The organism is Promicromonospora sp. NPDC019610, from assembly GCF_044389365.1.
In the GTDB taxonomy this organism is placed as follows: domain Bacteria; phylum Actinomycetota; class Actinomycetes; order Actinomycetales; family Cellulomonadaceae; genus Promicromonospora.
Window position 1 is genome coordinate 1598354 of record NZ_JBIRXX010000002.1, and the last position, 22422, is coordinate 1620775.

At 72.5% G+C, this 22422-nt stretch carries 23 protein-coding genes and 4 tRNA genes; 15 read left to right on the forward strand and 12 right to left on the reverse strand.

What is annotated here, in order from left to right:
- Positions 1-162: 162 nt before the first annotated feature.
- A complete protein-coding gene (locus tag ACH45N_RS18795) occupies positions 163-561 on the forward strand; it encodes a PPOX class F420-dependent oxidoreductase (RefSeq protein ID WP_397396569.1) in 399 nt (132 codons plus the stop codon).
- Positions 562-639: 78 nt separating this feature from the next.
- On the opposite strand, the gene ACH45N_RS18800 is transcribed toward ACH45N_RS18795, so the two are convergent.
- Positions 640-1527: a S1 family peptidase gene (locus tag ACH45N_RS18800; RefSeq protein WP_397396571.1), complete on the reverse strand. Its 888-nt coding sequence runs from the start codon at positions 1525-1527 to the stop codon at positions 640-642.
- Between the two features lie 480 nt (positions 1528-2007).
- Between ACH45N_RS18800 and ACH45N_RS18805 the strand changes: the two genes are divergently transcribed.
- The gene (locus ACH45N_RS18805; RefSeq protein WP_397396573.1) at positions 2008-2574 is read left to right on the forward strand and encodes a dihydrofolate reductase family protein; all 567 of its coding nucleotides are present in this window, start codon (positions 2008-2010) and stop codon (positions 2572-2574) included.
- Between the two features lie 25 nt (positions 2575-2599).
- A complete protein-coding gene (locus ACH45N_RS18810) occupies positions 2600-3436 on the forward strand; it encodes an MBL fold metallo-hydrolase (RefSeq protein WP_397396575.1) in 837 nt (278 codons plus the stop codon).
- Positions 3437-3500: 64 nt separating this feature from the next.
- Here the strand turns inward: ACH45N_RS18810 and ACH45N_RS18815 are convergent.
- From ACH45N_RS18815 to ACH45N_RS18825, 3 genes are all read right to left on the reverse strand, one after another.
- A tRNA-Val gene (locus tag ACH45N_RS18815) sits at positions 3501-3572 on the reverse strand.
- An 11-nt stretch (positions 3573-3583) separates the two neighbouring features.
- Positions 3584-3654: transfer RNA gene (locus ACH45N_RS18820), tRNA-Cys, on the reverse strand.
- 64 nt (positions 3655-3718) lie between these two features.
- Positions 3719-3790: transfer RNA gene (locus ACH45N_RS18825), tRNA-Gly, on the reverse strand.
- 190 nt (positions 3791-3980) lie between these two features.
- Here ACH45N_RS18825 and ACH45N_RS18830 point away from each other — a divergent pair.
- The 8 genes from ACH45N_RS18830 (at position 3981) to ACH45N_RS18865 (ending at position 10335) form a co-directional block, all read left to right on the forward strand.
- Positions 3981-5048, forward strand: a complete 1068-nt coding sequence (locus ACH45N_RS18830; protein ID WP_397396577.1) for a chorismate-binding protein — start codon at positions 3981-3983, stop codon at positions 5046-5048.
- A gap of 96 nt (positions 5049-5144) precedes the next feature.
- Positions 5145-6008, forward strand: a complete 864-nt coding sequence (locus tag ACH45N_RS18835; RefSeq protein WP_397396579.1) for a helix-turn-helix domain-containing protein — start codon at positions 5145-5147, stop codon at positions 6006-6008.
- A complete protein-coding gene (locus ACH45N_RS18840; RefSeq protein WP_397396581.1) occupies positions 6005-6391 on the forward strand; it encodes a VOC family protein in 387 nt (128 codons plus the stop codon). The genes ACH45N_RS18835 and ACH45N_RS18840 overlap by 4 nt, the downstream gene beginning before the upstream one ends.
- Positions 6392-6455: 64 nt before the next feature.
- A complete protein-coding gene (locus ACH45N_RS18845) occupies positions 6456-7046 on the forward strand; it encodes a dihydrofolate reductase family protein (RefSeq protein WP_397396583.1) in 591 nt (196 codons plus the stop codon).
- A 13-nt stretch (positions 7047-7059) separates the two neighbouring features.
- Positions 7060-7908 (forward strand): aminotransferase class IV, encoded by an 849-nt coding sequence (locus ACH45N_RS18850; protein ID WP_397396585.1) that lies wholly within the window; start codon positions 7060-7062, stop codon positions 7906-7908.
- A gap of 82 nt (positions 7909-7990) precedes the next feature.
- Positions 7991-8062, forward strand: a tRNA-Val gene (locus ACH45N_RS18855).
- Between the two features lie 209 nt (positions 8063-8271).
- The gene (locus tag ACH45N_RS18860) at positions 8272-8529 is read left to right on the forward strand and encodes a hypothetical protein (RefSeq protein WP_397396587.1); all 258 of its coding nucleotides are present in this window, start codon (positions 8272-8274) and stop codon (positions 8527-8529) included.
- A gap of 192 nt (positions 8530-8721) precedes the next feature.
- The gene (locus tag ACH45N_RS18865; protein ID WP_397396589.1) at positions 8722-10335 is read left to right on the forward strand and encodes a beta-1,3-glucanase family protein; all 1614 of its coding nucleotides are present in this window, start codon (positions 8722-8724) and stop codon (positions 10333-10335) included.
- Between the two features lie 78 nt (positions 10336-10413).
- Here the strand turns inward: ACH45N_RS18865 and ACH45N_RS18870 are convergent, their stop codons facing one another.
- A complete protein-coding gene (locus ACH45N_RS18870) occupies positions 10414-10995 on the reverse strand; it encodes a dihydrofolate reductase family protein (RefSeq protein WP_397396591.1) in 582 nt (193 codons plus the stop codon).
- Between the two features lie 83 nt (positions 10996-11078).
- Here ACH45N_RS18870 and ACH45N_RS18875 point away from each other — a divergent pair, with 83 nt between their 5' ends.
- Positions 11079-11537, forward strand: coding sequence for a protein-tyrosine phosphatase family protein (locus tag ACH45N_RS18875; protein WP_397396593.1), 459 nt, complete (start codon positions 11079-11081; stop codon positions 11535-11537).
- A 145-nt stretch (positions 11538-11682) separates the two neighbouring features.
- On the forward strand, positions 11683-12681 hold the full coding sequence (gene gap, locus ACH45N_RS18880) for a type I glyceraldehyde-3-phosphate dehydrogenase (RefSeq protein WP_397396595.1): 999 nt from the start codon (positions 11683-11685) through the stop codon (positions 12679-12681).
- A 342-nt stretch (positions 12682-13023) separates the two neighbouring features.
- Here the strand turns inward: gap and ACH45N_RS18885 are convergent, their stop codons facing one another.
- Positions 13024-13998: a GlxA family transcriptional regulator gene (locus tag ACH45N_RS18885; RefSeq protein WP_397396597.1), complete on the reverse strand. Its 975-nt coding sequence runs from the start codon at positions 13996-13998 to the stop codon at positions 13024-13026.
- Between the two features lie 252 nt (positions 13999-14250).
- Here ACH45N_RS18885 and ACH45N_RS18890 point away from each other — a divergent pair, with 252 nt between their 5' ends.
- Entirely contained in the window at positions 14251-14706 is a 456-nt protein-coding gene (locus ACH45N_RS18890) for a GNAT family N-acetyltransferase (RefSeq protein WP_397396599.1), read from the forward strand.
- A gap of 97 nt (positions 14707-14803) precedes the next feature.
- The gene (locus ACH45N_RS18895; protein ID WP_397396601.1) at positions 14804-15994 is read left to right on the forward strand and encodes a sialidase family protein; all 1191 of its coding nucleotides are present in this window, start codon (positions 14804-14806) and stop codon (positions 15992-15994) included.
- Between the two features lie 30 nt (positions 15995-16024).
- Here the strand turns inward: ACH45N_RS18895 and ACH45N_RS18900 are convergent, their stop codons facing one another.
- The 6 genes from ACH45N_RS18900 to ACH45N_RS18925 form a co-directional block, all read right to left on the reverse strand.
- Positions 16025-16741 (reverse strand): DUF1361 domain-containing protein, encoded by a 717-nt coding sequence (locus tag ACH45N_RS18900; RefSeq protein ID WP_397396603.1) that lies wholly within the window; start codon positions 16739-16741, stop codon positions 16025-16027.
- Positions 16742-16820: 79 nt separating this feature from the next.
- Complete coding sequence (locus ACH45N_RS18905; protein ID WP_397396605.1) at positions 16821-18386, reverse strand: AbgT family transporter; 1566 nt, start codon at positions 18384-18386, stop codon at positions 16821-16823.
- Positions 18383-19435 (reverse strand): alpha/beta hydrolase family esterase, encoded by a 1053-nt coding sequence (locus tag ACH45N_RS18910; protein ID WP_397396607.1) that lies wholly within the window; start codon positions 19433-19435, stop codon positions 18383-18385. The genes ACH45N_RS18905 and ACH45N_RS18910 overlap by 4 nt, the downstream gene beginning before the upstream one ends.
- A 112-nt stretch (positions 19436-19547) precedes the next feature.
- Positions 19548-20315, reverse strand: a complete 768-nt coding sequence (locus tag ACH45N_RS18915) for a creatininase family protein (protein ID WP_397396609.1) — start codon at positions 20313-20315, stop codon at positions 19548-19550.
- Positions 20312-21001 (reverse strand): FadR/GntR family transcriptional regulator, encoded by a 690-nt coding sequence (locus tag ACH45N_RS18920; protein WP_397396611.1) that lies wholly within the window; start codon positions 20999-21001, stop codon positions 20312-20314. The genes ACH45N_RS18915 and ACH45N_RS18920 overlap by 4 nt, the downstream gene beginning before the upstream one ends.
- 12 nt (positions 21002-21013) lie before the next feature.
- Entirely contained in the window at positions 21014-22237 is a 1224-nt protein-coding gene (locus tag ACH45N_RS18925) for an FAD-dependent monooxygenase (RefSeq protein WP_397396613.1), read from the reverse strand.
- Positions 22238-22422: the final 185 nt, after the last annotated feature.

Consider the following 22422-nt stretch of genomic DNA (forward strand, 5'->3'; position numbering starts at 1 on the left):
CGGATCGCCGCCCGCGCCGTCTCACTGACCCCGAGTGTGACGTGTGGCACATTTCGCCCACAAGACCTCAAAGCAGATGTAACCGGCAGGAAACGAAAACCACCTCTTTCGAGGTGGTTTCACCCGCGGCAGCGCTTGCGCGGGCGGGCTATGTTCGGCGGCATGAGTGCTTCCGACATCATCCCCGCCCACCTGATGCACCTGCTCGAGGAGCCGAACTACGCGTTCCTCGGCACGATCCGCCCCGACGACACCGTCCAGGTGAACCCGATGTGGTTCGACTTCGACGGCGAGACGCTGCGCTTCACGCACACCACGTACCGCGCCAAGTACCGCAACCTGCAGCACAACCCGTCGATGAGCCTCGCGATCCTCAACGACGAGAACGCCTTCAACTACATCGAGGTGCGCGGCAAGCTCGTCGAGGTGGTCCCCGACCCGACCGGCGAGTTCTACGTGCACCTGGGCAAGCGCTACGGCAACGCCGCGCAGCAGCCGCCCGCGGACAGCGCCGACCGCGTGATCCTGGTGATGAGCATCGAGCACTACACGACGCAGTAGCCCGAGCCGCGGGTCGAGCAGCACGCGAGGCCCCGGACGTCGCGTCCGGGGCCTCGCGTCCCGGCACGGGACGGGACGTCAGTAGAGACTGAGCCCGTGGGCCCGGAGGATCTTGCCGACGGGCTGGTAGAAGGTGATGCCCCGGGCGGGGCAGGCGCCCGCTCCGCCGGACGTGAGACCGAACGCCTTGGAACCCCGGTAGAGCGGGCCGCCCGAATCGCCGGGCTCCGCACAGATGTCGGCCTGAACCAGACCCCGCACGGTGGTCCCACCCACGTAACGGACGGTGACGCCGAGCGCGGTGATCCGGCCGGAATGGGTACCGGTCGTGGAACCGTCCCGGGTGACCGCCTCCCCGACCCGGGGCTTCGCCCAGCGGTAGCCGCCGGGCCGGTCCCGCCATCTGCTGTCATACCTGACGAGTGCGTAGTCCTTGTTCGGGTACGGCGAGATGACGGTCCGACCGATCACCTTGCCCTGGGACGACCTCGCGTGCCAGACCGGCACCAGCTTGCCGCAGTGCCCCGCGGTGAGGAAGTAGTACTTGCCGCCCTTGCGGACGTTGAAGCCCATGGTGCAGCGCACCCCGCGACCGTAGACCGCGTCACCGGGGTACATCGCCCGCAAGGGTTCGAAGGCTCCGCTCACCCGCTCGATCTTCAGTGCGTCCAGGTCCTCGCGGGCGGCCCAGCGGATCCGGTTCTGCTCGGCGAGGGAGACCGTGGAGTCGGCGGTGACGACCACCTCGTCGTTGACCCCGTCGGTATGCCAGGCGATGCCGTCGACGCCGCTCTCCTCGACAGCCTCGTTCACCTCGGCCAGCTCGGTGTCGGTCGGCTCGTCGGAACCCGTCGCGCTGGCGGGTCCGACCGTGACCGAGGTCAGGAGCCCGACCGCCGCGGCCAGGACGGTGAGCGGGACCCGCGCCGCGGCAACAGGGCGAGATGCTGGGGGATGTAAGTTCATGACGACCTCTCGGTGTGTGGAGGCCGGTGAGCGGCGAGCCCACCCCCGGGGACGGGTGCCGACCCGTCCGCCACACCGGCCATGAGCCGCACCGACCACCAGCGAGGCGCTGCAGGTATCCGCAGCGCGATCCGCCGATGAGCCTCGCGATCCTCACCCGTGAGAATGCCGCCGAGTACGTCGAGGTCCGCGGGGCCGGTCGGGGTGGTCCCCGATCCCGCCGGCGAGCTCTCCGTGCACTTGTGTCTGCGGTACAGCGCTTCCTCCCACCACAGGCACCGCGGGAGAGGGCCGACCGCGTCATCCTGGTGGTGGGCATCGAGCGCCGACCCACCAAGATACTGCGTATCACTTCCCGGCAAATTTAACCCTCTCGGGGCGTCTTCGCGACGCCAGCGGTCACCGCGCCGCGGTCCGTCGATGAGTTTCTCCCCCGTGTCGGGTCGTCAGGACACGACATCGAACGCGAAGGAGAGACCGATGCAGAGCCTCATGGTGGACTTCATCATCTCGCTCGACGGTTACGCGGCCGCGGAGGGCTGGCCGGGGTTCTGGGGCCTGGAGGGCCCGGAGTACCTCGCCTTCCTCGGGGAGGACGCCGAGAACCAGCACACCACCCTGATGGGCGCGACGACGTACCGCGTGATGACCACGCTGATGGCGGACGTCCCCGAGGACCCGCTCGCCGACATGCCCAAGGTGGTGTTCTCCTCGACCCTGGCGACGCCGCTGACCTGGGCCAACACCGAGCTCGTCACCGGCGACGCCGTCGAGGCGGTGCGCAAGCTCAAGGAGACCTCCGACCGCCCCCTGCGCACGCTCGGCAGCCTCAGCCTGTGCCGGTCGCTGCTGCTCGCCGGCCTGGTGGACCGCTACCGGGTGGTCGTGTTCCCGGTGGTCACGGGCGCCAGCGGGAAGGAACGGATCTTCGACGGGTACCCGGACGTGGCGATGGAGCTGGTCGAGCACCGCACGTTCGACGGCCGCCTGCAGCTGCTGGACTACGTGCCCACCGTGCTCGACGGGCCGCCCGGGACCGGCAGCTGAGGCCGGACGCGGAAGTGGACAAGACATGCTGACGGAAGTGGCGGACGGCGTCCTGGTCCACCGGAGCGAGCTGCTCCGGAACAACTCCGTGGTCGTGCGGGGCCGGGACGGCGTGCTGGTGGTCGACGCCGGGATCACGGGGGCTGAGATGGCCTGCCTCGCGAACGACCTGAACTCGCTCGCTCTGCCGGTGGCCGCGGGCTTCTCGACGCACCCCGACTGGGACCACGTGCTCTGGCACCCGGAGCTCGGCGAGGCCCCGCGCTACGGCACGGCCCGCTGCGCGGCCGACCTGCAGGCACTCCGGTCGGCCGCGGACTGGCGGGCGCGTGTCACCGAGGGCCTCCCGCCGGAGATCGCCGACGACGTCCCGCTGGACCTCTTCGGCCTCGTCACCGGGCTGCCCGCCGGCACCGCGCAGATCCCGTGGGACGGTCCCGCGGTCCGGGTCATCGAGCACCCGGCGCACTCCCCCGGCCATGCGGCGCTGCTCGTCGAGGAGTCCGGCGTCCTGGCCGCCGGCGACATGCTGTCCGACGTGTTCGTGCCGATGCTCGGCGACTTCACCGACACGAGCGACCCGGTCGAGGAGTACCTCGCCGGCCTGCGGGCGCTGGAGGGCGTCGCGGACGACGTCGAGGTGCTGGTCCCGGGCCACGGGTCCGCCGTCGCGGGGGCCGACCAGGTGCACGCGCGGATCGACCTGGACCGCGCCTACCTGCACGCCCTGCGGGACGGCCGCACGCCGGACGACCCGCGCATCGGCGGGATCGAGCCCGGCTGGGAGTGGGTGGGCGCCATCCACGAGGGACAGGCCGCGGGCTTCGCGCGGTGGAGGGGGCGGCGGGGTGGCGCCGGCTAGGACCCGCACATGCGAGAGGCCCCCGGGCGGCGTCACCGCCGGCCACGGGGGCCTCTTCTACGCGTGGGCGATACTGGGATCGAACCAGTGACCTCTTCCGTGTCAGGGAAGCGCGCTACCGCTGCGCCAATCGCCCGTCGTGCTGCGAGGTGGGTACGGGATTCGAACCCGTGTGTACGGCTTTGCAGGCCGCTGCCTCGCCTCTCGGCCAACCCACCGCTCGGCCAGACCGCAGCCGACGGCTGCTCTCTTCAGCCGAAGAATCACGAGAGCGACTTTCCGAGCGGATGACGGGACTTGAACCCGCGACCCTCACCTTGGCAAGGTGATGCTCTACCACTGAGCTACATCCGCGAAGCCGGGCATCCTGGGGTTTCCCCCGGTGTTCCGGCGTTCTGAACATTAATCGAACGGAGGGCGAACCGTCCAATCGCGCGCGCCGCCGTACGGTTGTCCCGTGTCACCGCGCCCCGCCCATTCGCCCGCAAACCGCACGATCCCACCGGTTCCGTCCCGCCCAGGCGCCCCGGCGGCCCTGGCCGACGTGACGGGGGCCACCGGCTGGGCGAGCTTCGCCGGACGCGTCGCCACAGGCGCCGTCGAGTGCGTGGACGTGCACGAACACCCGGAACGACTGGAGACCGGCACCTGGTTCGTCGTCGCCGACTTCGAGGGCCGGGCACGCGCGTGGCGCTTCGCCCAGGTGCGCGACGCCGGCACGGAGCCCGCCGGCGCGTGGCACGGACCGGCGTCCGACACGTGGACCACCTCGATGGACCAGGCCGCCTACGAGGCTGCGGTCGCCCGGGTGCGCGAGTACGTGCGGGAGGGCGAGGTCTACCAGGCCAACATCTGCCGGGTGCTGTCCGCGCCCCTCCCCGCTCAGGACGGCGGCGGCACTACGCGCGCCGAGCCCGACGCGCGGGCGCTCGCCGCCCGCCTCGCGGCGGGCAACCCGGCCCCGCACGCGGCCGCCGTCCACGTCCCCGCCGCGAGCGGGCTGGACCCGGTGTGGGTCGTGAGCGCGTCGCCCGAGCTGTACCTGTCGCTGGCCGACGGCCCGGACGGGCCCGTCGTGGAGTCCGGCCCGATCAAGGGCACCGCCCGCACCCCCGAGGGCCTCACGGACAAGGACCGCGCCGAGAACGTGATGATCACCGACCTGGTGCGCAACGACCTGCAGACGGTCTGCCGCCCGGGCACGGTCGAGGTCACCTCGCTGCTCGCCGTCGAGGAGCACCCGGGCCTGGTGCACCTGGTCTCGCGGGTGCGCGGCGTCCTGGCCGACGACGTCGTCCGCCCCGGCACGCTGTGGCGCCGGCTGCTGGTCGGCACCTTCCCGCCCGGCTCGGTCTCGGGCGCCCCGAAGTCCAGCGCGCTGCGGATCATCCGGGAGCTGGAGACCGCCCCGCGCGGCCCGTACTGCGGGGCCGTGGGCTGGGTCGACGGCGGCCGGGCCTCCCTTGCCGTCGGCATCCGCACCTTCTGGTGGGCCGACGGCGTGCTGCGGTTCGGCACGGGCGCCGGGATCACCTGGGGCTCGGACCCGACGGCGGAGTGGCACGAGACCGAACTGAAGGCGGAGCGGCTGGTCGCGCTGGCGTCCTCGTAGCTGCTCGGCGTCCGCCGGACGACAGGGGCTCCCGGTCGCCGTCGTCCGGCTGGCCACCGCCGGCCGGCTGTCGGAGGCCCGGTCTACCGTGGAGGCGTGGCGCACGTCCCCGGCTCCGGGGTCCCGGAGGTCCTCGCTCCCTACGTCTCCGCCGTCGTCCCGTACGACCTCGACCTGGGAGCCCCCGGCGTGCACCGGGGCATGCCCGGCACGGGCGTGACGTTCGAGCTGCCGCTGGACGATCCGCTCGACGTCTCGTGGGCCGGGTCCGACGGCTCGCGGCGGCAGGCCTGGTCGTGCGTGTCCGGCCTGCACACCCGGCCCGCCGCCATCCACCACGACGGCCGGCAGCGCGGCCTGAGCATCTCCCTCACGCTGCGGGGAACGCGGGCGCTGCTCGGCGTGCCCGCGGGCGAGCTCGCCGGCGAGCTGACGGACCTGTCCGAGGTCGCGCCCCACCTCGCGCACCTGCCCGAGCTGCTCGCCACGTCCTCCGACGGTACGGCGCCGGACGGCGCGGCCGTCGTGCGCGTCCTCGTCGAGCGCCTCGCGCAGGCCGGGGAGCCAGGCCCGCGGGCCGACGTCGGGCGGGCGCTGGCCGGCATCGCGCGCGGCGGCCAGGTCCGCGACGTCGCGGCCGAGCAGGGCTGGAGCCGCCGTCGCCTGCAGGACCTCGTCCGCGCCGAGTGCGGGCTCACTCCCCGCGACCTGCGGCGCGTGGCCCGCCTCGCCCGCTCGCGCCGCGCGCTCGTCGTCGCCGCCCGGTCGGGGCGCGTGGGTCTGGCCGACGTCGCCGCGTCGACCGGGTACGCCGACCACGCCCACCTGACGCGCGAGTGGGTGGCCCTGGGCGGCTGCACCCCGACCACCTGGCTGCGCGAGGAGTTCCCGTTCGTTCAAGACGTCGCCGACCCGCCCCGGGCATCGTGGGAGACACCCGAACGAGGAGGATCACGATGAGCACCGGACTGTGGTTGACGCTGTCCTACCGCGACGCCGACGCAGGCCTGGCCTGGCTGAAGGCCGTCGGCTTCACCGAGCGCGCCGTCTACCGGGACGACGCCGACGCCGCCGTCGTCCAGCACGCCGAGCTGGCCTGGCCGGAGGGCGGCGGCGTGATGCTCGGCACGCACCGGCCGCGCCCCAACTGGCCCGACCAGGCCGGGACGGGCTCGGCCTACGCGGTGACCGACGACGTCGACGGCACCTACGCCGCGGCGCTCGCCGCCGGGGGTTCCGGCCTCCGTGAGCCTGCCGACCAGGACTACGGTGGCCGGTCCTGCGTGGTGCGCGACCCGGAGGGCAACCTGTGGAGCTTCGGGAGCTACCGCGGCGAGGACTGAGCCGCCCTCCGTCGACGAGGGGCGGCCACCGATGAGTTCCGACGGCCGCCGTCGTCGGACGGGCATGGGAATCGTGAAAGCAGACCTGGCAGTCTCGCTCGACGGGTACTCCGCGGGCCACGACCAGAGCCTGGAGCACCCGTTCGGCCCGCTGGCGGGCGAGCGCCTGCACACCTGGATGTTCGAGCACGGCGACGCGCACCAGGCCGAGGTGGACGCCATCGTCGGCGCGGGCGCGTACATCATGGGCCGCAACATGTTCACGGCCGGCCGGGGTGAGTGGGACCTCGACTGGACGGGCTGGTGGGGCGAGGACCCGCCGTACCACGGGCCGGTCTACGTGCTCACCCACCACCCGCGCGAGTCGGTGAAGATGGAGGGCGGCACCACGTTCCACTTCGTCACGGACGGCATCGAGAGCGCGCTCGCCCAGGCCCGGGAGGCCGCCGGGGACCGCGACATCTCGATCGCGGGCGGCGCCACCACGCTCAACGAGTACCTCGCCGCGGGGCACGTCGACGAGCTGCGCCTGCACGTGGTGCCGTTCACCCTCGGCTCGGGCACGCGCGTGTTCGACGGCGTGCCGCCCATCGAGTTCTCCTCCACGAGCGTGCGGCACACACCGGAGGTGACCCACGTGACGCTGCGCCGGTGACAGACTGGGCGGCATGACGGTCATCTGGACAGAGGGGCGCATGGTCGCGCCCGGCGAGGCCGCGCTCAGCGCGGTGGACCACGGCATCACGGTCGGCGACGGCGTCTTCGAGACCTGCGCCGTCCTGAACGGGCAGGCGTTCGCGCTGACGCGCCACCTGGCGCGGCTGGAGCGGTCGGCGTCCGGCATGGGCATGGCGCCGCTGGACCTGCGCAAGGTGCGGGACGGCGTGGACGCGGTCCTCGCCGCCTCGCCCGACGCCGGCCGGCTTCGGATCACGGTGACCGACGGCATCGGGCCGCTGGGCTCCGGCCGGTCGGACACCCCGCAGACGGTCGTGGTCGCGGCGACCGAGGCCGTCGTCGTGCCCACCGGGCGCGCGGCCCGCTCCCCCTGGACCCGCAACGAGAACAGCGCCGTAGCGGGCCTCAAGACCACGTCGTACGCCGAGAACGTCGTGGCGCTGGCCGACGCGATCGGCAAGGGCGCCGACGAGTCGGTCTTCGCGAACACCGCGGGCGACCTGTGCGAGGGCACCGGCTCGAACGTGTTCCTGGAGCTCGACGGCGAGCTGGTCACGCCCCCGCTCAGCGTGGGTTGCCTGGCCGGCATCACGCGCGAGCTGTTGCTCGAGTGGGGCGCCGAGGCCGGGCTGCCCGTGCGCGAGGCCAAGGACGGCGAGCTGCCGTTCTCGGCGCTCGACCGGGTGTCCTCCGGCGAGGCCACGATGCTGCTGACGGGCTCGGTGCGCAACGTGCAGCCGACGGTCTGGCTCGACGGCGTCGACCTGCAGATCGGCGAGCTGTCGGCGGCCGCACGCGACCTGTTCGAGCGGAACATGCGCGAGCGCACCGACCCCTGACGCGGCCCGGCGATTCGGATTTCGCATCCGCGCTCGAACCAGGCTAATATCGTCCACGCACGCCCTACCGGGCAGGCAGCACGGGCGATTGGCGCAGGGGTAGCGCGCTTCGTTCACACCGAAGAGGTCACTGGTTCGATCCCAGTATCGCCCACCGTGCAGAAAGGCCCTCCAGCCAGCGGAAACGCTGAGCGGGAGGGCCTTTCGCTTGCCCCCGTTGCTACTGACTCGCATTCACCAGGTCAGATCGAGGCGCATCGCGCACGGATACGGTCGCCCGGCGCCTGTTCGCACGCCGATCGCCCCTCGCCGAATCATCCACTTCCCTGGTCACCGGCCCTTCCGGGCAGCACGATGTGCCGCATGACTGATGCGAACGAGCACGTGCGCAACTCCCCCACCACGGCCAACCGCTCCGCCGGCACGATCACCCTGGGACTGGCCGGGCTGCTCATCGGGCCGATCCTCCTCACCCTCGGCGCCGGCGCCGTGGGAACCGTCGCCGTGATCGTCGGCGTCGCGGCCCTTCTCATCGGCGTCGCCGCGCTGCTGGACGGCGTGCACAAGCTCGTCGAGAACCTCGACAACGCCACCCAGGCGATCCTGGACCGGCGCCCCTGACCGCCTTCCCGACCATCTTTCGCAGGAGAATGTTTCGCCCGACTAGTGACATTGGCAGGGATCCTCACTAATATCCGATTCCCTGACAGTCCAGTAAGTACAACGACGTGCTACCCGGATACACGAGGAGATCTCCCCATGTCACGAACCCCGTCACGTGCACGAAGGCTCAGACTCCACCCGCTCCGCAGCGTGCTCGCCGTGTTCGGCGCGCTCGCGGTCACGGCGGCGACACTCGTCGTCGCGCAACCCACCCCGGCGGCGGCCGTCCCCGCCACGATCCCCCTGACCATCACCAACGACTCCGGGCGCGGCGACCAGGTGTTCGTCTACGTCCTGGGCGACCCCGGCACCGGCCGGCTCGGCTGGGCCGACGCGTCCGGCGCGTTCCACGCCTGGCCCACCGTGGGCGGCACCCCCGTCGACGCGCCCGACGCCTCGATCGCCGGCCCGGCCGACGGGCAGTCGAAGACGATCCAGCTGCCCAAGATGTCGGGCCGGGTCTACTTCTCGTACGGCAGCAAGCTCAGCTTCAAGGTCGTCAACGACGGCCGCCTGGTCCAGCCCGCGGTGCAGAACCCCAGCGACCCCAACCGCAACAAGCTGTTCAGCTGGACGGAGTTCACGCTCAACGACTCCGGCCTGTGGATCAACAGCACCCAGGTCGACTTCCTCTCGGCCCCGTACCAGACGGGTCTGCGCAAGGCCGACGGCTCGGTGATCAGCACCGGCATGCTCAAGCCGAACGGCTACCAGAACGTCGTCAACGCCCTGGCCGCCACCCCCGGCTGGGGCAACCTCGCCCAACGCGCCCCGGACGGGTCGCTGCTGCGCGTCCTCGCGCCCGGGCACGCGATCGGGACGGGGCAGATCGACGCGAACATCCTCTCGTCGTACGTGGACCAGGTGTGGGCCAAGTACACGAACGAGAACCTCACCGTGGCGCCCTACTCGTACGACCCCGCCGCGGTGTTCACCGGCCGGGTGCAGAACGGCGTCATGCGGTTCACCAACGCCTCGGGCGCCTACGTGACCGAGTTCCGCAAGCCGTCGAGCGACTCGGTCTTCGGCTGCTACAACGACCTGGCCGCCCCGAACAACGACATCGGCGCCATCGCCCGCACCCTGTGCGCCGGCTTCCACCGCTCCACCCTGCTGACCCGCACCACCCAGCCCGGCACCAGCACCACGGGGTTCTACGAGGCCTCCGTGACCGACTACTACTCCAAGTTCATCCACCAGCAGATGGCCAACGGCAAGGCGTACGGCTTCGCGTTCGACGACGTCCTCGCCCAGGAGTCCCTGGTGCACGACGGCAACCCGTCGGCCGCCTACATCCAGCTCGATCCCTTCTCCGGCACCGCGACGCCCATCGCGGGGTCGGACGGCGGCGGGGGCGACGGCGGCAGCGGTCCGCTCCCGTCCGGCACGGGCGCGGTGCACGCGTCCAACGGCATGTGCGTGGACGTCCCCTGGGCCGACTCGTTCAACGGCAACCCTCTGCAGATCGTGAACTGCACCGGCAACACCGCCCAGACCTGGACCCGGTCCGGCTCGACCCTCAGCGCGCTGGGCCGGTGCATGGACGTGGCGTCCGGCAGCTCGGCGGACGGCGCCGTCGTGCAGCTCTGGGAGTGCAACGGCACGGGCGCGCAGAGCTGGACCTACCAGTCCGGCAGCCAGGCGCTCGTGAACCCGCAGTCGGGCAAGTGCCTGACGGCGGTCGGGGGCACGCCCCTGCACGACGGCCAGCGGCTGGAGATCCGCACCTGCTCCGGCGCCGCCGAGCAGCGCTGGACCTTCTGACCGCCTGCCGAAGCGACTTCGGTCAGTTGTCTTGAGATCGGTCGGTCGGTCGACCGATCTCAAGGCAACGGACCGAAGTCAGCGGCGCACCGCGTACCGCAGGTGCAGCGCGCGGTGGCCCTGGACCACCTCCGGGTCGTCCAGCAGGAGGTGCTTGCCCAGGTCCGCGAAGTACGGGATGCCCTTGCCGAGCAGCACCGGGGCGAGGCTGACGCACACGTCGTCCACCAGGCCGAGCGCGAGCGCCTGCTGGGCCACGTTCGCGCTCGCGATCGTGACGTCCTTGTCACCGGCGATCTCGCGGGCGCGGGCGACGGCCTCGGTGACGTCGCCGACGAACGTGGTGCGCGGCCACCGCTCCGCGTCCTCGGGGACGTGATGCGTGACCACGACGACGGGGGCGCCCACGGGATGGCTGTCGCCCCAGCCGTCGGTGATGTCGAACAGGCGGCGGCCGGACACGAGCGCGCCCGTGCCCTCGGTGAGGTCACGCAGCATCCCCGCGCTGGCCTCGTCGACCAGCAGGGAGACGCCCTCGTTGGCGCTGGGTACGCTGACCGGCCCGACCGCGTACCAGTCGAAGAGGTCGTCGATGCGGTCGTCCGGGTCGGCGATGAAGCCGTCCAGGGACATCGTCATGTGCGTGATCACCTTGCTCATCGCGGACTCCCTCCGGTTTCCATCACCGTCCGACTGCGGAAAGCCCCATTACTCATCGGCGGCCGCCTCCCTAGGCTGGAGCGATGGATCACTGGGAGTTGGCTGACGGCGTGGTGGAGCTGCCCGACGGGCGGCGGGTGCGCGGCACGGGGCTGCGCCGGCCGCGCGGCGAGGTTCCCCTCCCGGACCTCGCGGTCTACCTGCGGGGCCGGGACCCGCAGTTCGCCGACCGGGAGTACCGCTGGGTGCGCTGGCGCGACTTCCGCCGGCCCGACTCGACGGAACAGGCGCTGGAGGCGCTGCGCGAGGCGCATGCGCGGTCGGCCACGGAGCGGGTGGAGATCGCCTGCGGCGGCGGGATCGGCAGGACGGGCACAGCCATGGCGGTCCTCGCGATCATGAGCGGCGTGGCTCCCGACGACGCCGTGGCGTGGGTCCGCGCGCGCTACCACCCGCGTGCGGTGGAGACACCGGGACAGCGGCGCTGGATCGCGGAGGTCGCGGCAACGTCCCTCGGGAGGGGGCACCACCCGGCGGGGTGATCGGTTGCAGGCCGGCTCAGAGGGGTGGCGAGATCCTTGCGACCAGTGGCTAAACCTCGGGCGGGATCCTTGCGGACAGTGGCCTTCCAGCCGCTTTCGGCCCGATGCCACGGCGCGCAGCATGGTCGGTGACGAAAGGAAACCGATGACCCGCATCGCCATCAACGGCTTCGGCCGGATCGGACGCAACACCCTGCGCGCGCTGCTCGAGCGCGACAGCAAGCTCGAGGTGGTCGCGATCAACGACCTCACCGCCCCGGACACCCTCGCCCAGCTGCTCAAGTTCGACAGCGCGCTCGGCCGACTGGGCCGTCCGGTCGAGGTCGACGGCGACGAGCTCGTCGTCGACGGCCACCGCATCAAGGTGCTCGCCGAGCGCGAGCCCGGCAAGCTGCCGTGGGCGGAGCTCGGCGTGGACCTCGTGCTGGAGTCCACCGGCCGCTTCACCTCCGCCGACGCCGCCCGCGCGCACCTCGACGCCGGCGCCCGGAAGGTGCTGGTCAGCGCCCCCTCGGCCGGCGCGGACGTGACGCTCGCCTACGGCGTGAACACCGACGCGTACGACCCCGCGGAGCACGTGATCGTCTCCAACGCGTCGTGCACCACGAACGCGCTGGCGCCGCTCGCCTCCGTGCTGGACGACCTGGCCGGCATCGAGCACGGGTTCATGACCACCGTGCATGCCTACACCCAGGAACAGAACCTGCAGGACGGGCCGCACCGCGACCCGCGCCGGGCCCGCGCCGCCGGCGTCAACATCGTGCCGACCACGACGGGCGCCGCCAAGGCGATCGGCCTGGTGCTGCCCAACCTGAACGGCAAGCTGTCGGGCGACTCGATCCGCGTACCGGTGCCGGTGGGCTCCGTCGTGGAGCTGAACACCACGGTCGAGCGCGAGGTCACCCGCGAGGAGGTCCTGGCGGCGTACCGCACCGCGGCCGACGGGGCACTGAAGGGCATCCTCGACTACTCCGAGGAGCCGCTGGTCTCCAGCGACATCACCGGAGAGGCGGCCTCGGCGATCTTCGACTCCGCCCTGGTCCGGGTCGACGGCAAGCACGTCAAGGTCGTCGCCTGGTACGACAACGAGTGGGGCTTCTCGAACCGCGTGATCGACACGCTGGAGCTGCTCGCCCAGGGCTGAGCTTCGGGTGGGCTGAGGCTCGCCCAGGGCTGAGGCTCAGGCGGGCTGAGGCTCGGGTGAGCTGCGTCTCGGGCGGGCTGATGCTCGGGCGGGCTGAGGCTCGCGTGGGGCTGAGGCTTGCCCGGGCTGACGCCCGGGATTCGGGTGGTCGGCAAAATGTCAGGTGATCGGCAGTCCGAGCTGCCGACCACCTGACATCCTGCCGACCACCCGACCTTTTGCCGACCACCTGACCATTTGCCGACCGTGCGACCGTGCGACCGTGCGACCGGCCGACCACCGCTTGTCGACCACCTGATCTCTTGTCCACAGTGCGACCAGCCGGCCAGCCGAGCAGCCGGCCTACAGGTCGCCGCCAGGGCCCGACGAGAACGTGTGCCGGTACTCCGTGGGCGACGTCCCGAGGATCCGGTGGAAGTGCAGGCGCAGGTTCGCCGCGGTGCCGAGCCCGACCCGGTGCGCGATCTGCTCGACGCTGAGGTCGCTGCGTTCCAGCAGCTCACGCGCCAGGTCCACGCGCGCCCGCAGCACCCACTGCATCGGCGTGTAGCCGGTGTCCTGGACGAACCGCCGCGAGAACGTACGCGCCGAGACCCGCGCGTTGCGCGCGAGCGCCTCCAGGGTGAGCTGTTCGGCGAGGTGCTCCAGGGCCCACTCGCGCGTGTCGGCGAACAGGTCGCCGAGCGGCTCGGGCACGCTGCGCGGCACGTACTGCGCCTGTCCCCCGCTGCGGTACGGCGCGGCGACCAGCCGCCGGGCCACGTGGTTGGACAGGCCGACGCCGTGGTCGCGCCGCACGAGGTGCAGGCACAGGTCGATGCCGGACGCCGCGCCCGCCGAGGTGAGCACGCCGCCCTCGTCGACGAACAGCACGTTCTCGTCGACCTGCACGAGCGGGTGCCGCTCGCGCAGCGCCCGCGTGTAGTGCCAGTGCGTCGTGGCGCGCCTGCCGTCGAGCAGTCCGGTCGCGGCCAGTGCGAACGCGCCGGTCGAGATGGCCGCGAGCCGCGCCCCGCGGGCGTGCGCCGCCTTCAGCGCGTCGACGACGACGGCCGGCGGGTCGGCGGCGGCCGGCGTCCGGTACCCGGGGACGAAGACGGTGTCGGCGCGCTCCAGCGCGTCCAGGCCCTCGGCCACGTGGTACGAGAGCCCGTCGCCGCCGGTCACCAGCCCGGGCGCGGCGCCGCACACCCGCACCTCGTACGGCATGCTCGGCCGGTTCGAGAACACCTGCGCCGGGATGCCGACGTCGAGCGGCTTGGCGCCCTCCAGCACGAGGACGGCGACCTGGTGGTTCTTCCGGCGAGCGGCGTTCACGCCAGGAATCCTAGGCGGCGCGGGTCGCCGGGGCGGTCTCCTGCGGGTGCCGCGCCGCCGCCGCCGTCGCGGTCGCGCTCCGTGCCAGCAGGGTCCGCACCAGCAGGGTCCGTACCAGCAAGGTCCGTGCCGGCAAGGTCCGTGCCAGCGCGGTCCGTACCAGCAGGGGCCGCGCCGTCGCCGTCGCGGCCCCCGCCAGCGCGCTCCGATACCAGCGCGCTCCGTGCCGGCGCTCCGTGCCAGCATGGCCCGGTGCCACCAGACCTCGTGATCAGACAAGCCACTCTCGCCGACGCCCCCGCCCTGGCCGCGCTGCGCTGGCGGTGGGCCCAGCCGGGCCGCACGCCCGGCCCGGACGAGGCCCGCGAGTTCGCCGCGGCGCTGGCCGGGTGGATGGCCGCGCAGCGCGAGCGGTCGGTGTGCCAGGTCGCCGAGCTCGACGGCGGCCTGGTCGGCATGGCGTGGCTCGCGGTGTTCGAGCGTGTGCCCAACCCGGGCGACCTCGTCCGCAGGTCCGGTGACGTGCAGAGCGTCTTCGTGGTGCCGGAGCAGCAGGGGCGCGGCATCGGCCGGCGGTTGGTCGAGTCGCTGTGCGCCGTGGCCGACGACCTGGGCGTCCGCAAGCTCACGCTGGACTCCCGCGACTCGGTGATGCCGTTCTACGAGCGCCTGGGCTTCTCGGCGCGGACCACACTGATGCAACGTTGACTCACGAGCGTTCGGTCACTACGGTGACGGCGGTCACAGGTCGAGAAAGGTCGCCTGTCGCCGTCCGAGATCAGAGTCGATCGAAGAGGAGCCCACCATGGTCCTGCGACGCTTGTTCGCAGCGCTCGCGCTCGCCGCGCTCACCCTGTCGGCCGCCGTCGCCCCGGCGACGGCGGACGCGGCCGCCGAACCGCCACCGGGCGGGGCGGAGAACGGCACCCGGCTGATGGCGGGCACCTCGCTGTACCCGCGCGCGATCCGGCTGGAGCACTCCGGCCGGGCGAACGGCACGATCGTGGTCAGCACGGTCACGTTCGACGGCGCCACGGGTCACGGCGCGATCTTCACCAGCACGGACGACGGCCGCAGCTTCGAGCGGGTCGGCACGGTCTCGGACCCGGGGGCCACGCGGGGGCTGTGCTGCTCGACCCTGTTCGAGCTGCCGCGCAAGGTGGGCGACCTGCCGAAGGGCACCCTGCTGTGGTCGGCCTCGGTGGGCCAGCAGGAGGACGAGGCCACCCGCCGGATGACGCTGCCGGTGTGGGCCAGCACGGACCAGGGCCGCACGTGGGAGCACGTCTCGACCGCGGCGACGGCGGCGGGCGGCAAGGGACTGTGGGAGCCGGAGTTCGCCGTCTCCCCCCGCGGCGAGCTGGTGCTGTACGTCTCCGACGAGAACCAGCAGCCGGCGCACAGCCAGGTGATCGTGCAGGCCACGTCGCCCGACGGCGTGACCTGGTCGCCGCTGACGGACGTCATCGCGCTGGCGGACCCCGGTCTGCGCCCGGGCATGCCGGTGGTGCGGACGCTGCCGGACGGCGACTACCTGATGAGCTACGAGGTGTGCGGCCCGGTGCAGGACTGCCGGCACTACACGCGCCGCTCGGCCGACGGGATCGCGTGGCAGCCCGTCACCGAGATCGGCAGCCCGGTCGCGACGGCGGACGGCACGCACTTCCGGCACACCCCGAACATCTCCTGGTACGACGACGGCACGCGCGACGGGCGGCTGCTCGGCGTCGGGCAGATGCTCTACGGGGCCGACGGCGCCGTCCTGCCCGGGAGCGGGTCCACGATCATGACCAACGAGGGTGTGCCGGAGGCCGCCTGGAGCACGGCCGACGCGCCCGTGAGCATCCTCGACCCGTGGAACAACTACTGCCCCAACTACAGCCCCACGCTGCTGGCCCTGCCCGAGCGGGACGAGCTGCTGGAGCTGTCCACCGGGTACGAGTCCGAGGGCGGCGCCTGCACCACGTACTTCGCGGTGGGAGCCCTGCCGGACTGAGCCCCTGGAGACGGCCGGCCGCCGTGCGCCCTACCGGCTCACGGCGGCCACCATCAGCACCACGGGCGCGACCACCAGCAGGTACATCAGCCCGAAGAAGAGCGTGTGCACGACGACGAAGCCCGTGAGCGTCCGCCAGTGCGCGCCCACCCGGAAGTGCGCGGCGAGCTTGCGCACGAACGAGGACGGGTGCAGCAGGTCCCAGGAGTTGAACCGCACGTAGCGCCCCAGGTAGATGCCCACGCTGACCAGCACGAGGGTGACCCCTACCAGCACCCACGAGTCGGGCTGCCGGTAGGGGTCGTCGTCGTTGGGCCGCACGATCAGCACGTACGCGAACTGCACGAGCAGCACGTTCATCAGCATGTTCAGCACGCCGGACAGTGCCAGGGACAGCACCATCACGATGTCGTACCAGAGCGGTGCGGGGTCGTTCGTGGGCCGCCGGTGGGAGAAGTTCAGCTCCGTGACCAGGTAGGCCGAGTTGGGCAGCAGCAGCACCCACACGAGGAGCACGACCGCGATCACGGTGAGCATGAGCGCCTGGTCGGGCACGAACGTGATGACGCCCAGCACCAGCAGCAGCCCGATCCCGAGCACGACGGCGGGCGCGACGGACAGCCCGATGTTCAGCACCATCGGCCAGTACACCGGCAGCCGGAACGACGGGGCCCGCAGCAGCACGAGGGCCAGGGCGAAGACGTTGAGCAGGACGATGCCGGCGGGCAGCAGGAGGATCGCGTTCATCACCGCACATCATCACCGTGGCCCCGCCGTCGCGCCCGGTGACGGGGCGGCAGCGGGGCCACGGCGGGGCAGGGATGCGTCAGCGCACCGGCGCGCCCGGCCCGAGCGGGATGCCGAGCGCCCACCAGGCGAAGAACAGCGCGGTCCACGCCAGCGTCATGCAGACCGCGAGCGGCAGCGTGTACGAGGCCAGGGTGCCGATGCCGGCGTCCTTGCGGTACCGCTGCAGGAACCCGAGCGCCATGATGAAGTACGGGCTCATCGGTGTGATCGCCGTGGACCCGGAGTCGGCGATGCGGAACAGCGCCTGCGTGGTCTCGGCGGGCACGTCCAGCAGCATCAGCATGGGCACGACGACGGGCGCCGCGATGGCCCACATCGCCGAACCGCTGGTCACGAGCACGTTCACCACGGACAGCAGCGCGAGGATCGCCAGGAACACCACCCAGATCGGCACGCCGCTGGTCTCCAGCGCCTCCGCCGAGTTCACGGCGATGACGTCGCCGATGTGCGTCCAGTCGAAGTACGCCAGGAACTGCGCGATGGCGAAGAACAGCACCAGCACCGGCGCCATCTGGCGCACGCCCTCGGCCATCAGCCTCGGCACGTCCCCCGCCGTCGTGATCCCCCCGGACCGCCACCCGTACACGATGCCGACCAGCGCGAACAGCACGGCCACGATCGCCGCGATGCCGTCCAGGAACGGCGACTCCGTCAGGCTGCCGCCCTCGCCCCGCAGCGGGGACGACGGCAGCAACACCACCACGGTGATCAGCACGATCGCGGCGAGGCCGGACAGCAGCGCGGCCCGCAGCGCCTTGCGGTCCCGCGGCGAGAGCTCCAGGCCCGCGACGTCGTCCAGGGCCTCGTCGCGCACAGTGTCGGGGTCCGCACCCAGGTCCGGCCGCTTGGCCAGCACCAGGTTGGTGACCAGGGTGATCACGATCGCCAGGAGCAGCGACGAGGCGATGTTGAAGAACCAGTTGCTCACCGGCGAGACGTACGCGTTCGGGTCGATGATCCGCGCCGCCTCCGTGGTGATGCCCGCGAAGATCGCGTCGTTCGGCGTCGGCACGGGGCTCGCGTCGTACCCCGAGGCGATGGACGTGTACGCCACGACGACGCCGAGGATCGGCGACTTGCCCACCGCCCGGAACGCCAGCCCGCCCAGCGGCACCAGGATGATGTACGCGGCGGCGCTCGCGACGTGCGAGACGGTGCCCGCGAACGCGACGGCGAAGACGACCCAGGAGACGGGTACCCGGGAGACGGAGACCTTCATCGCCGCCGACAGGAAGCCGGTGCGCTCCGCGATGGCGACACCCATGATGACCACGACGATGGTGCCCATCGGGCCGAACGTCGCGAAGTTGTCGACGGCGGTGGACACGGCCATGGCCAGTCCCTCGCCGCTGAGCAGGCTCTGCACCACCACGGTCTCGCCGTCGGCGGGCGAGACCACGGACACGCCCGCCGCCGCCAGCCCGGCGCTCGTCACGCCGAGGATCGCCGCCAGGATCCAGAACAGCCAGAACGGGTGCGGCAGGGCGTTGCCGAGGCGCTCGACGACGGCCAGCGCGCGCAGCACGCGCGGCAGCCGGTCGGGCTCGGTCCCGGGTGCGACCTGCTTCGACGTCGCGGTCATGACGCCGCCCCTTCCGTGCCGTGGCTCCTGAGGAAACGCACCGGCAGCCGCTCGTCCCGCAGGAACTCCCACAGCACCTCGTGGGCCTCGATGCTGTGCGTCGCGTACCCGCCGCCCGAGTAGCTGTCCTCCCCCGGCCAGGTGTGGCCGCCGCCGAGCACCGCCACGTGCGTCACCTCGGCGCCCCGGTCGCAGCCCGTCCACCGGGACGTCGTGACGTCGAACGCCGTCCGCTCGACGTCCGGACCCGTGGCGCAGCCGTTGCGCGCCACCCAGCCGCCGACCCAGTCCTGGATCGCGGGCAGGCCGCGGTCCGCGTCGCCCGCGTACGGGATGGTCACGTCGTCCGTGCCGTGGAAGTCGATCACCGGCACCGGCCGCGCCGGCTCGCAGTCGGGGTGGCCCGTGCCGTAGAACGCGGCGGCCACCGGGGCGATCGCCGCGATCCGGTCGGACAGCTCGCACGCCAGGATCCCCGTGAACCCCGCGCCGTTGGACTTGCCCGTCGCGTACACGCGCCGCGGGTCCACGCACAGGTCCCGCTCCAGCGTGTCCAGCAGGTCGTTCGTGTACGCCACGTCGTCGACGCCGGGGGCCGCGTACGGCGCGCCCTCCCAGGCCTGCCGGTCGCCGTCCCCGGTGCCGACCACGCCGTTGCCGTACGCGACGATCGCGGGCAGCGCGTCCAGCCCGGAGAACGCCTCCGTGCCCGCCCCCGTGTTGCCGCGGCCGTGGAACACCAGCACCACGGGCCACGCCCGGTCGCTGCGGTAACCGTCCGGCAGGTGGAGCTGCACGGTGCGCCCGCGACCGTCGCTGGTCAGGGTGCGCAGCACACTGCTGCCCGGCTCCTGGCCCGGGTCGGTGCCGCAGCCCGCGGAGCGCAGGCCGGAGGCGGTCGACGCCGTCGTGGCGGACGCCGTCGTGGCGCCGACCGGCCCGGCCAGGCCGGAGACCGCGAGCGCCAGGGCTGCGAGGAGTGCCGCGCGCCGGCCCGGCCGCCGTCGGCCCGGTGGTGCGGGGCGAGGTGATGCTGTCGTCGTTGACATGCGAGTCCTTTCTGGGCGCCGTGCCCGTCTGCGGGCACGGCGGGGCGGACACCTGGCGGGCCAGGCGCGTGCGGGGGAGGTGCTGTGGGTGCTGTCGGAGGTGTGCCGGGCGCTACGCGGGCGGCCACTCCTGAAGGAAGGTCGTGATGCGGGCCACGATCGCCTTGACGATCGCGGCGCCGTCCTCGGCGGTGGCCCGGCGCGGGTCGCCGAGCACGCCGTTGGGGCTGAGCCGGTCGTACGGCAGGGTCAGGGTGGGCTGCGCGTGCCGGCGTGCCGTGCGGGAGACGTCGTCGAGCTGGTCGGGCGTGGTGGTGCCCGGCCGGAGCCGGTCGGTGTGCACCAGGTGCGGCGCGAGGTGCAGCATCTGCGCGGTCTCGGCCTCGCCGGAGTGCCCGTGCACGGCGCTGGGCTCCATCGCGGCCACGGCGTCGCCCGCGAGCGGCGTCAGGGGCGACCAGGCGAGCTGGACCCCCGGGTGGGACACCAGGAGGTCCTGCGCCACCGTCGTCAGCGTCGCGTTGTTGCCGCCGTGCCCGGTGACCACCAGGAACCTCGTCCAGCCGTGCCGGTGCAGGCTGGTGACGTACTCCCGCACCACGGCCGCGAACGTCGTGGTCGTCAGCGTCACCGTTCCGGCGAACGCCATGTGGTGCGGCGAGACGCCCACGGGGATCGACGGCCCCACGACCACCCGGCCCGCCAGGTTCGCGGCGACCTGCGCCACCACACCCTCGGCCCGCACCAGGTCGGTCCCGAGCGCCATGCCCGGGCCGTGCTGCTCCAGCGCTCCGGCCGGGATCAGCACCACGGTGCCGCGCGCGACGGCGTCCGCCGCCTCCGCCGTCGTCATCTCCGCGAGGCGGAACGGCGCGCTCACGGTGCCGCCTCCCCGAAGTCCGCCGCCTCCAGCGACGCCCGGATCGTGGTCAGGTGCGCCCGCGTCAGCCGCTCGGCCGCCGCGCCGTCACCGTCGCGGACCGCACCCAGGATCTCCAGGTGCTCCGCGTGGTCCCGCTGCCGGTCGTCGTACCGGAACCGGATCTCCGTCTGCTCCGACGCCCGCACGTGCAGCAGCGCCTCCACCGTCTCGCGCAGCAGCCCGTTGCCCGACGCCGCCGCCAGCTCCACGTGGAAGTTCAGCGCCGGCCGGAACCCGTGCACCGGCGGCTGCAGCGCCGTCGCCGTCGCAGCCTCCAGGCGCTGCAGGGCGGCGGCGTCGCGGGCGCTCGCGGCGAGCGCCGCGATGCCGGGCTCGATGACGAGACGAGCCTGGACCAGCTCGATCACCGAGGAGCGCGTGATGTGCGGCCGGTGCGGGTTGGCCAGCACCGACCGTTCGATGCCGGGGCCGATGTACGTGCCGGAGCCGTGCCGCAGCTCGACCACGCCGGTGGCCTCCAGCCGCCGCAGGGCCTCGCGGACGGTGGGGGTGGTGACGGCGAACCGCTTGGCCAGGTCGCGGGAGGACTCCAGCACGTCGCCGGGTCCGAGGCTCTCGGAGCGGATCAGCTCGACGATGTCGTCCGCCAGCTGTTCCGAGAACGAGGCTCTACCTTGAGTCATAAAGTGACTAAATCACTTGAGCACCCGCCCGTCAAGATAGCCCGGCAGGTCGATCTGGTCGACCGCCTTGTCGATGCCGCCCATCATCTTGCTCGCCAGCGGCGTCCTCAGCAGCGCCCCCATCACGGCCGTGCGCGCCTTGATCTCGAACCGCGAGGGCGGCAGGAACCCGCGCGCGCCGCCCGGGAGCTGCTTCATGTTGACCGCCGCGTAGGGCCGCACGGTCGCCTCGTAGGCGGGGAACGCGACGGCGGGGTCGCCGTCCGCCCGCGCGAGCTCGCCCGCCAGGACGTAGGCGCCCACGAGCGCCAGCGAGGTGCCCATCCCGACCGACCCGGCCGTGCAGGCGTCACCCAGGAGCGCGACGCGACCGCGGTGCCACGACGGCATCTCGATCTTCACGTGCCGGTCGAAGTAGAAGTCGTCCGCGCGCTCCATCGCGTCCAGCAGGCGCGGAACCTCCCAGCCCTCCCCCGCCAGCACGCCGGCGACCAGGCGCTTCTGCCCGGCGATGTCGCGCCGGTCGTACTCGACCGGGTCCCCGGCGAAGTGCACCATGCCGCGGGCACCGCCGTGCGCCGGGTACAGCAGCACGTTGCGCCCGCCGACGCCGTTGCCGGCCGGCATCGAGTACAGCAGCTCCCAGCCGTCGAGGCCCCAGGTGTCGCCGGCGCCGGCCGGCTCGGCCGTGAAGACGGCGCGGTGGTAGCCGGAGTCCACGGCCCGCCAGGCGCCGTCGAAGGCCAGGCGCCGCGTGGTGGAGAAGACGCCGTCCGCGCCCACCACGACGTCGAACCGGCGCGGGGCGGAGCGCTCGAAGGTGACGTCGACGCCGTCGGCGCGCTGGTCGAGCGCCGTGATGCTGTCGTCGTACAGGTACTCGACACCGTCGGCGGCGTCCATGATGATCCGCATGAGGTCGCCGCGCAGGATCTCGATGTCGGCGATGACGCCACCCGAGTGGCCGAACATCTCGGCCGGCAGCTCCATGGTGCGCCGCCCCGCGTCGTCGAGGTAGGCGATGCCGCGCACGCCCGTGTGGGCGGCGCGGACCTGCTCGGTGAGGCCCATCCGGTCGAGCACGGTCCGCGCGGCGCCGCGCACGTCGATGCCCTGGCCGCCCGGGCGTGGCCCGGCCGACCGCTCGACCACCGTGACGTCGAAGCCGTGGCGGCGGAGCCAGAAGGCGAGGGCCGGCCCGGCGACGCTGGCGCCGGAGACGAGGACGTGAGTCATGACTGCTCCCTGGTTCGAAGGTTCCTCGCCGAGGTGTCTCGGCGAGGCGCTTCGTACACCGTACGAAGCGCCCTATGCTGGGGTAAAGGGCGGGGTGGTACACCAGGTAGTGCACCCCACGAACACGCAGGCCACGGGGCCGCAGCGGGCCAGACGGACCCCCGACCGCACTAGTACAGGGAGCC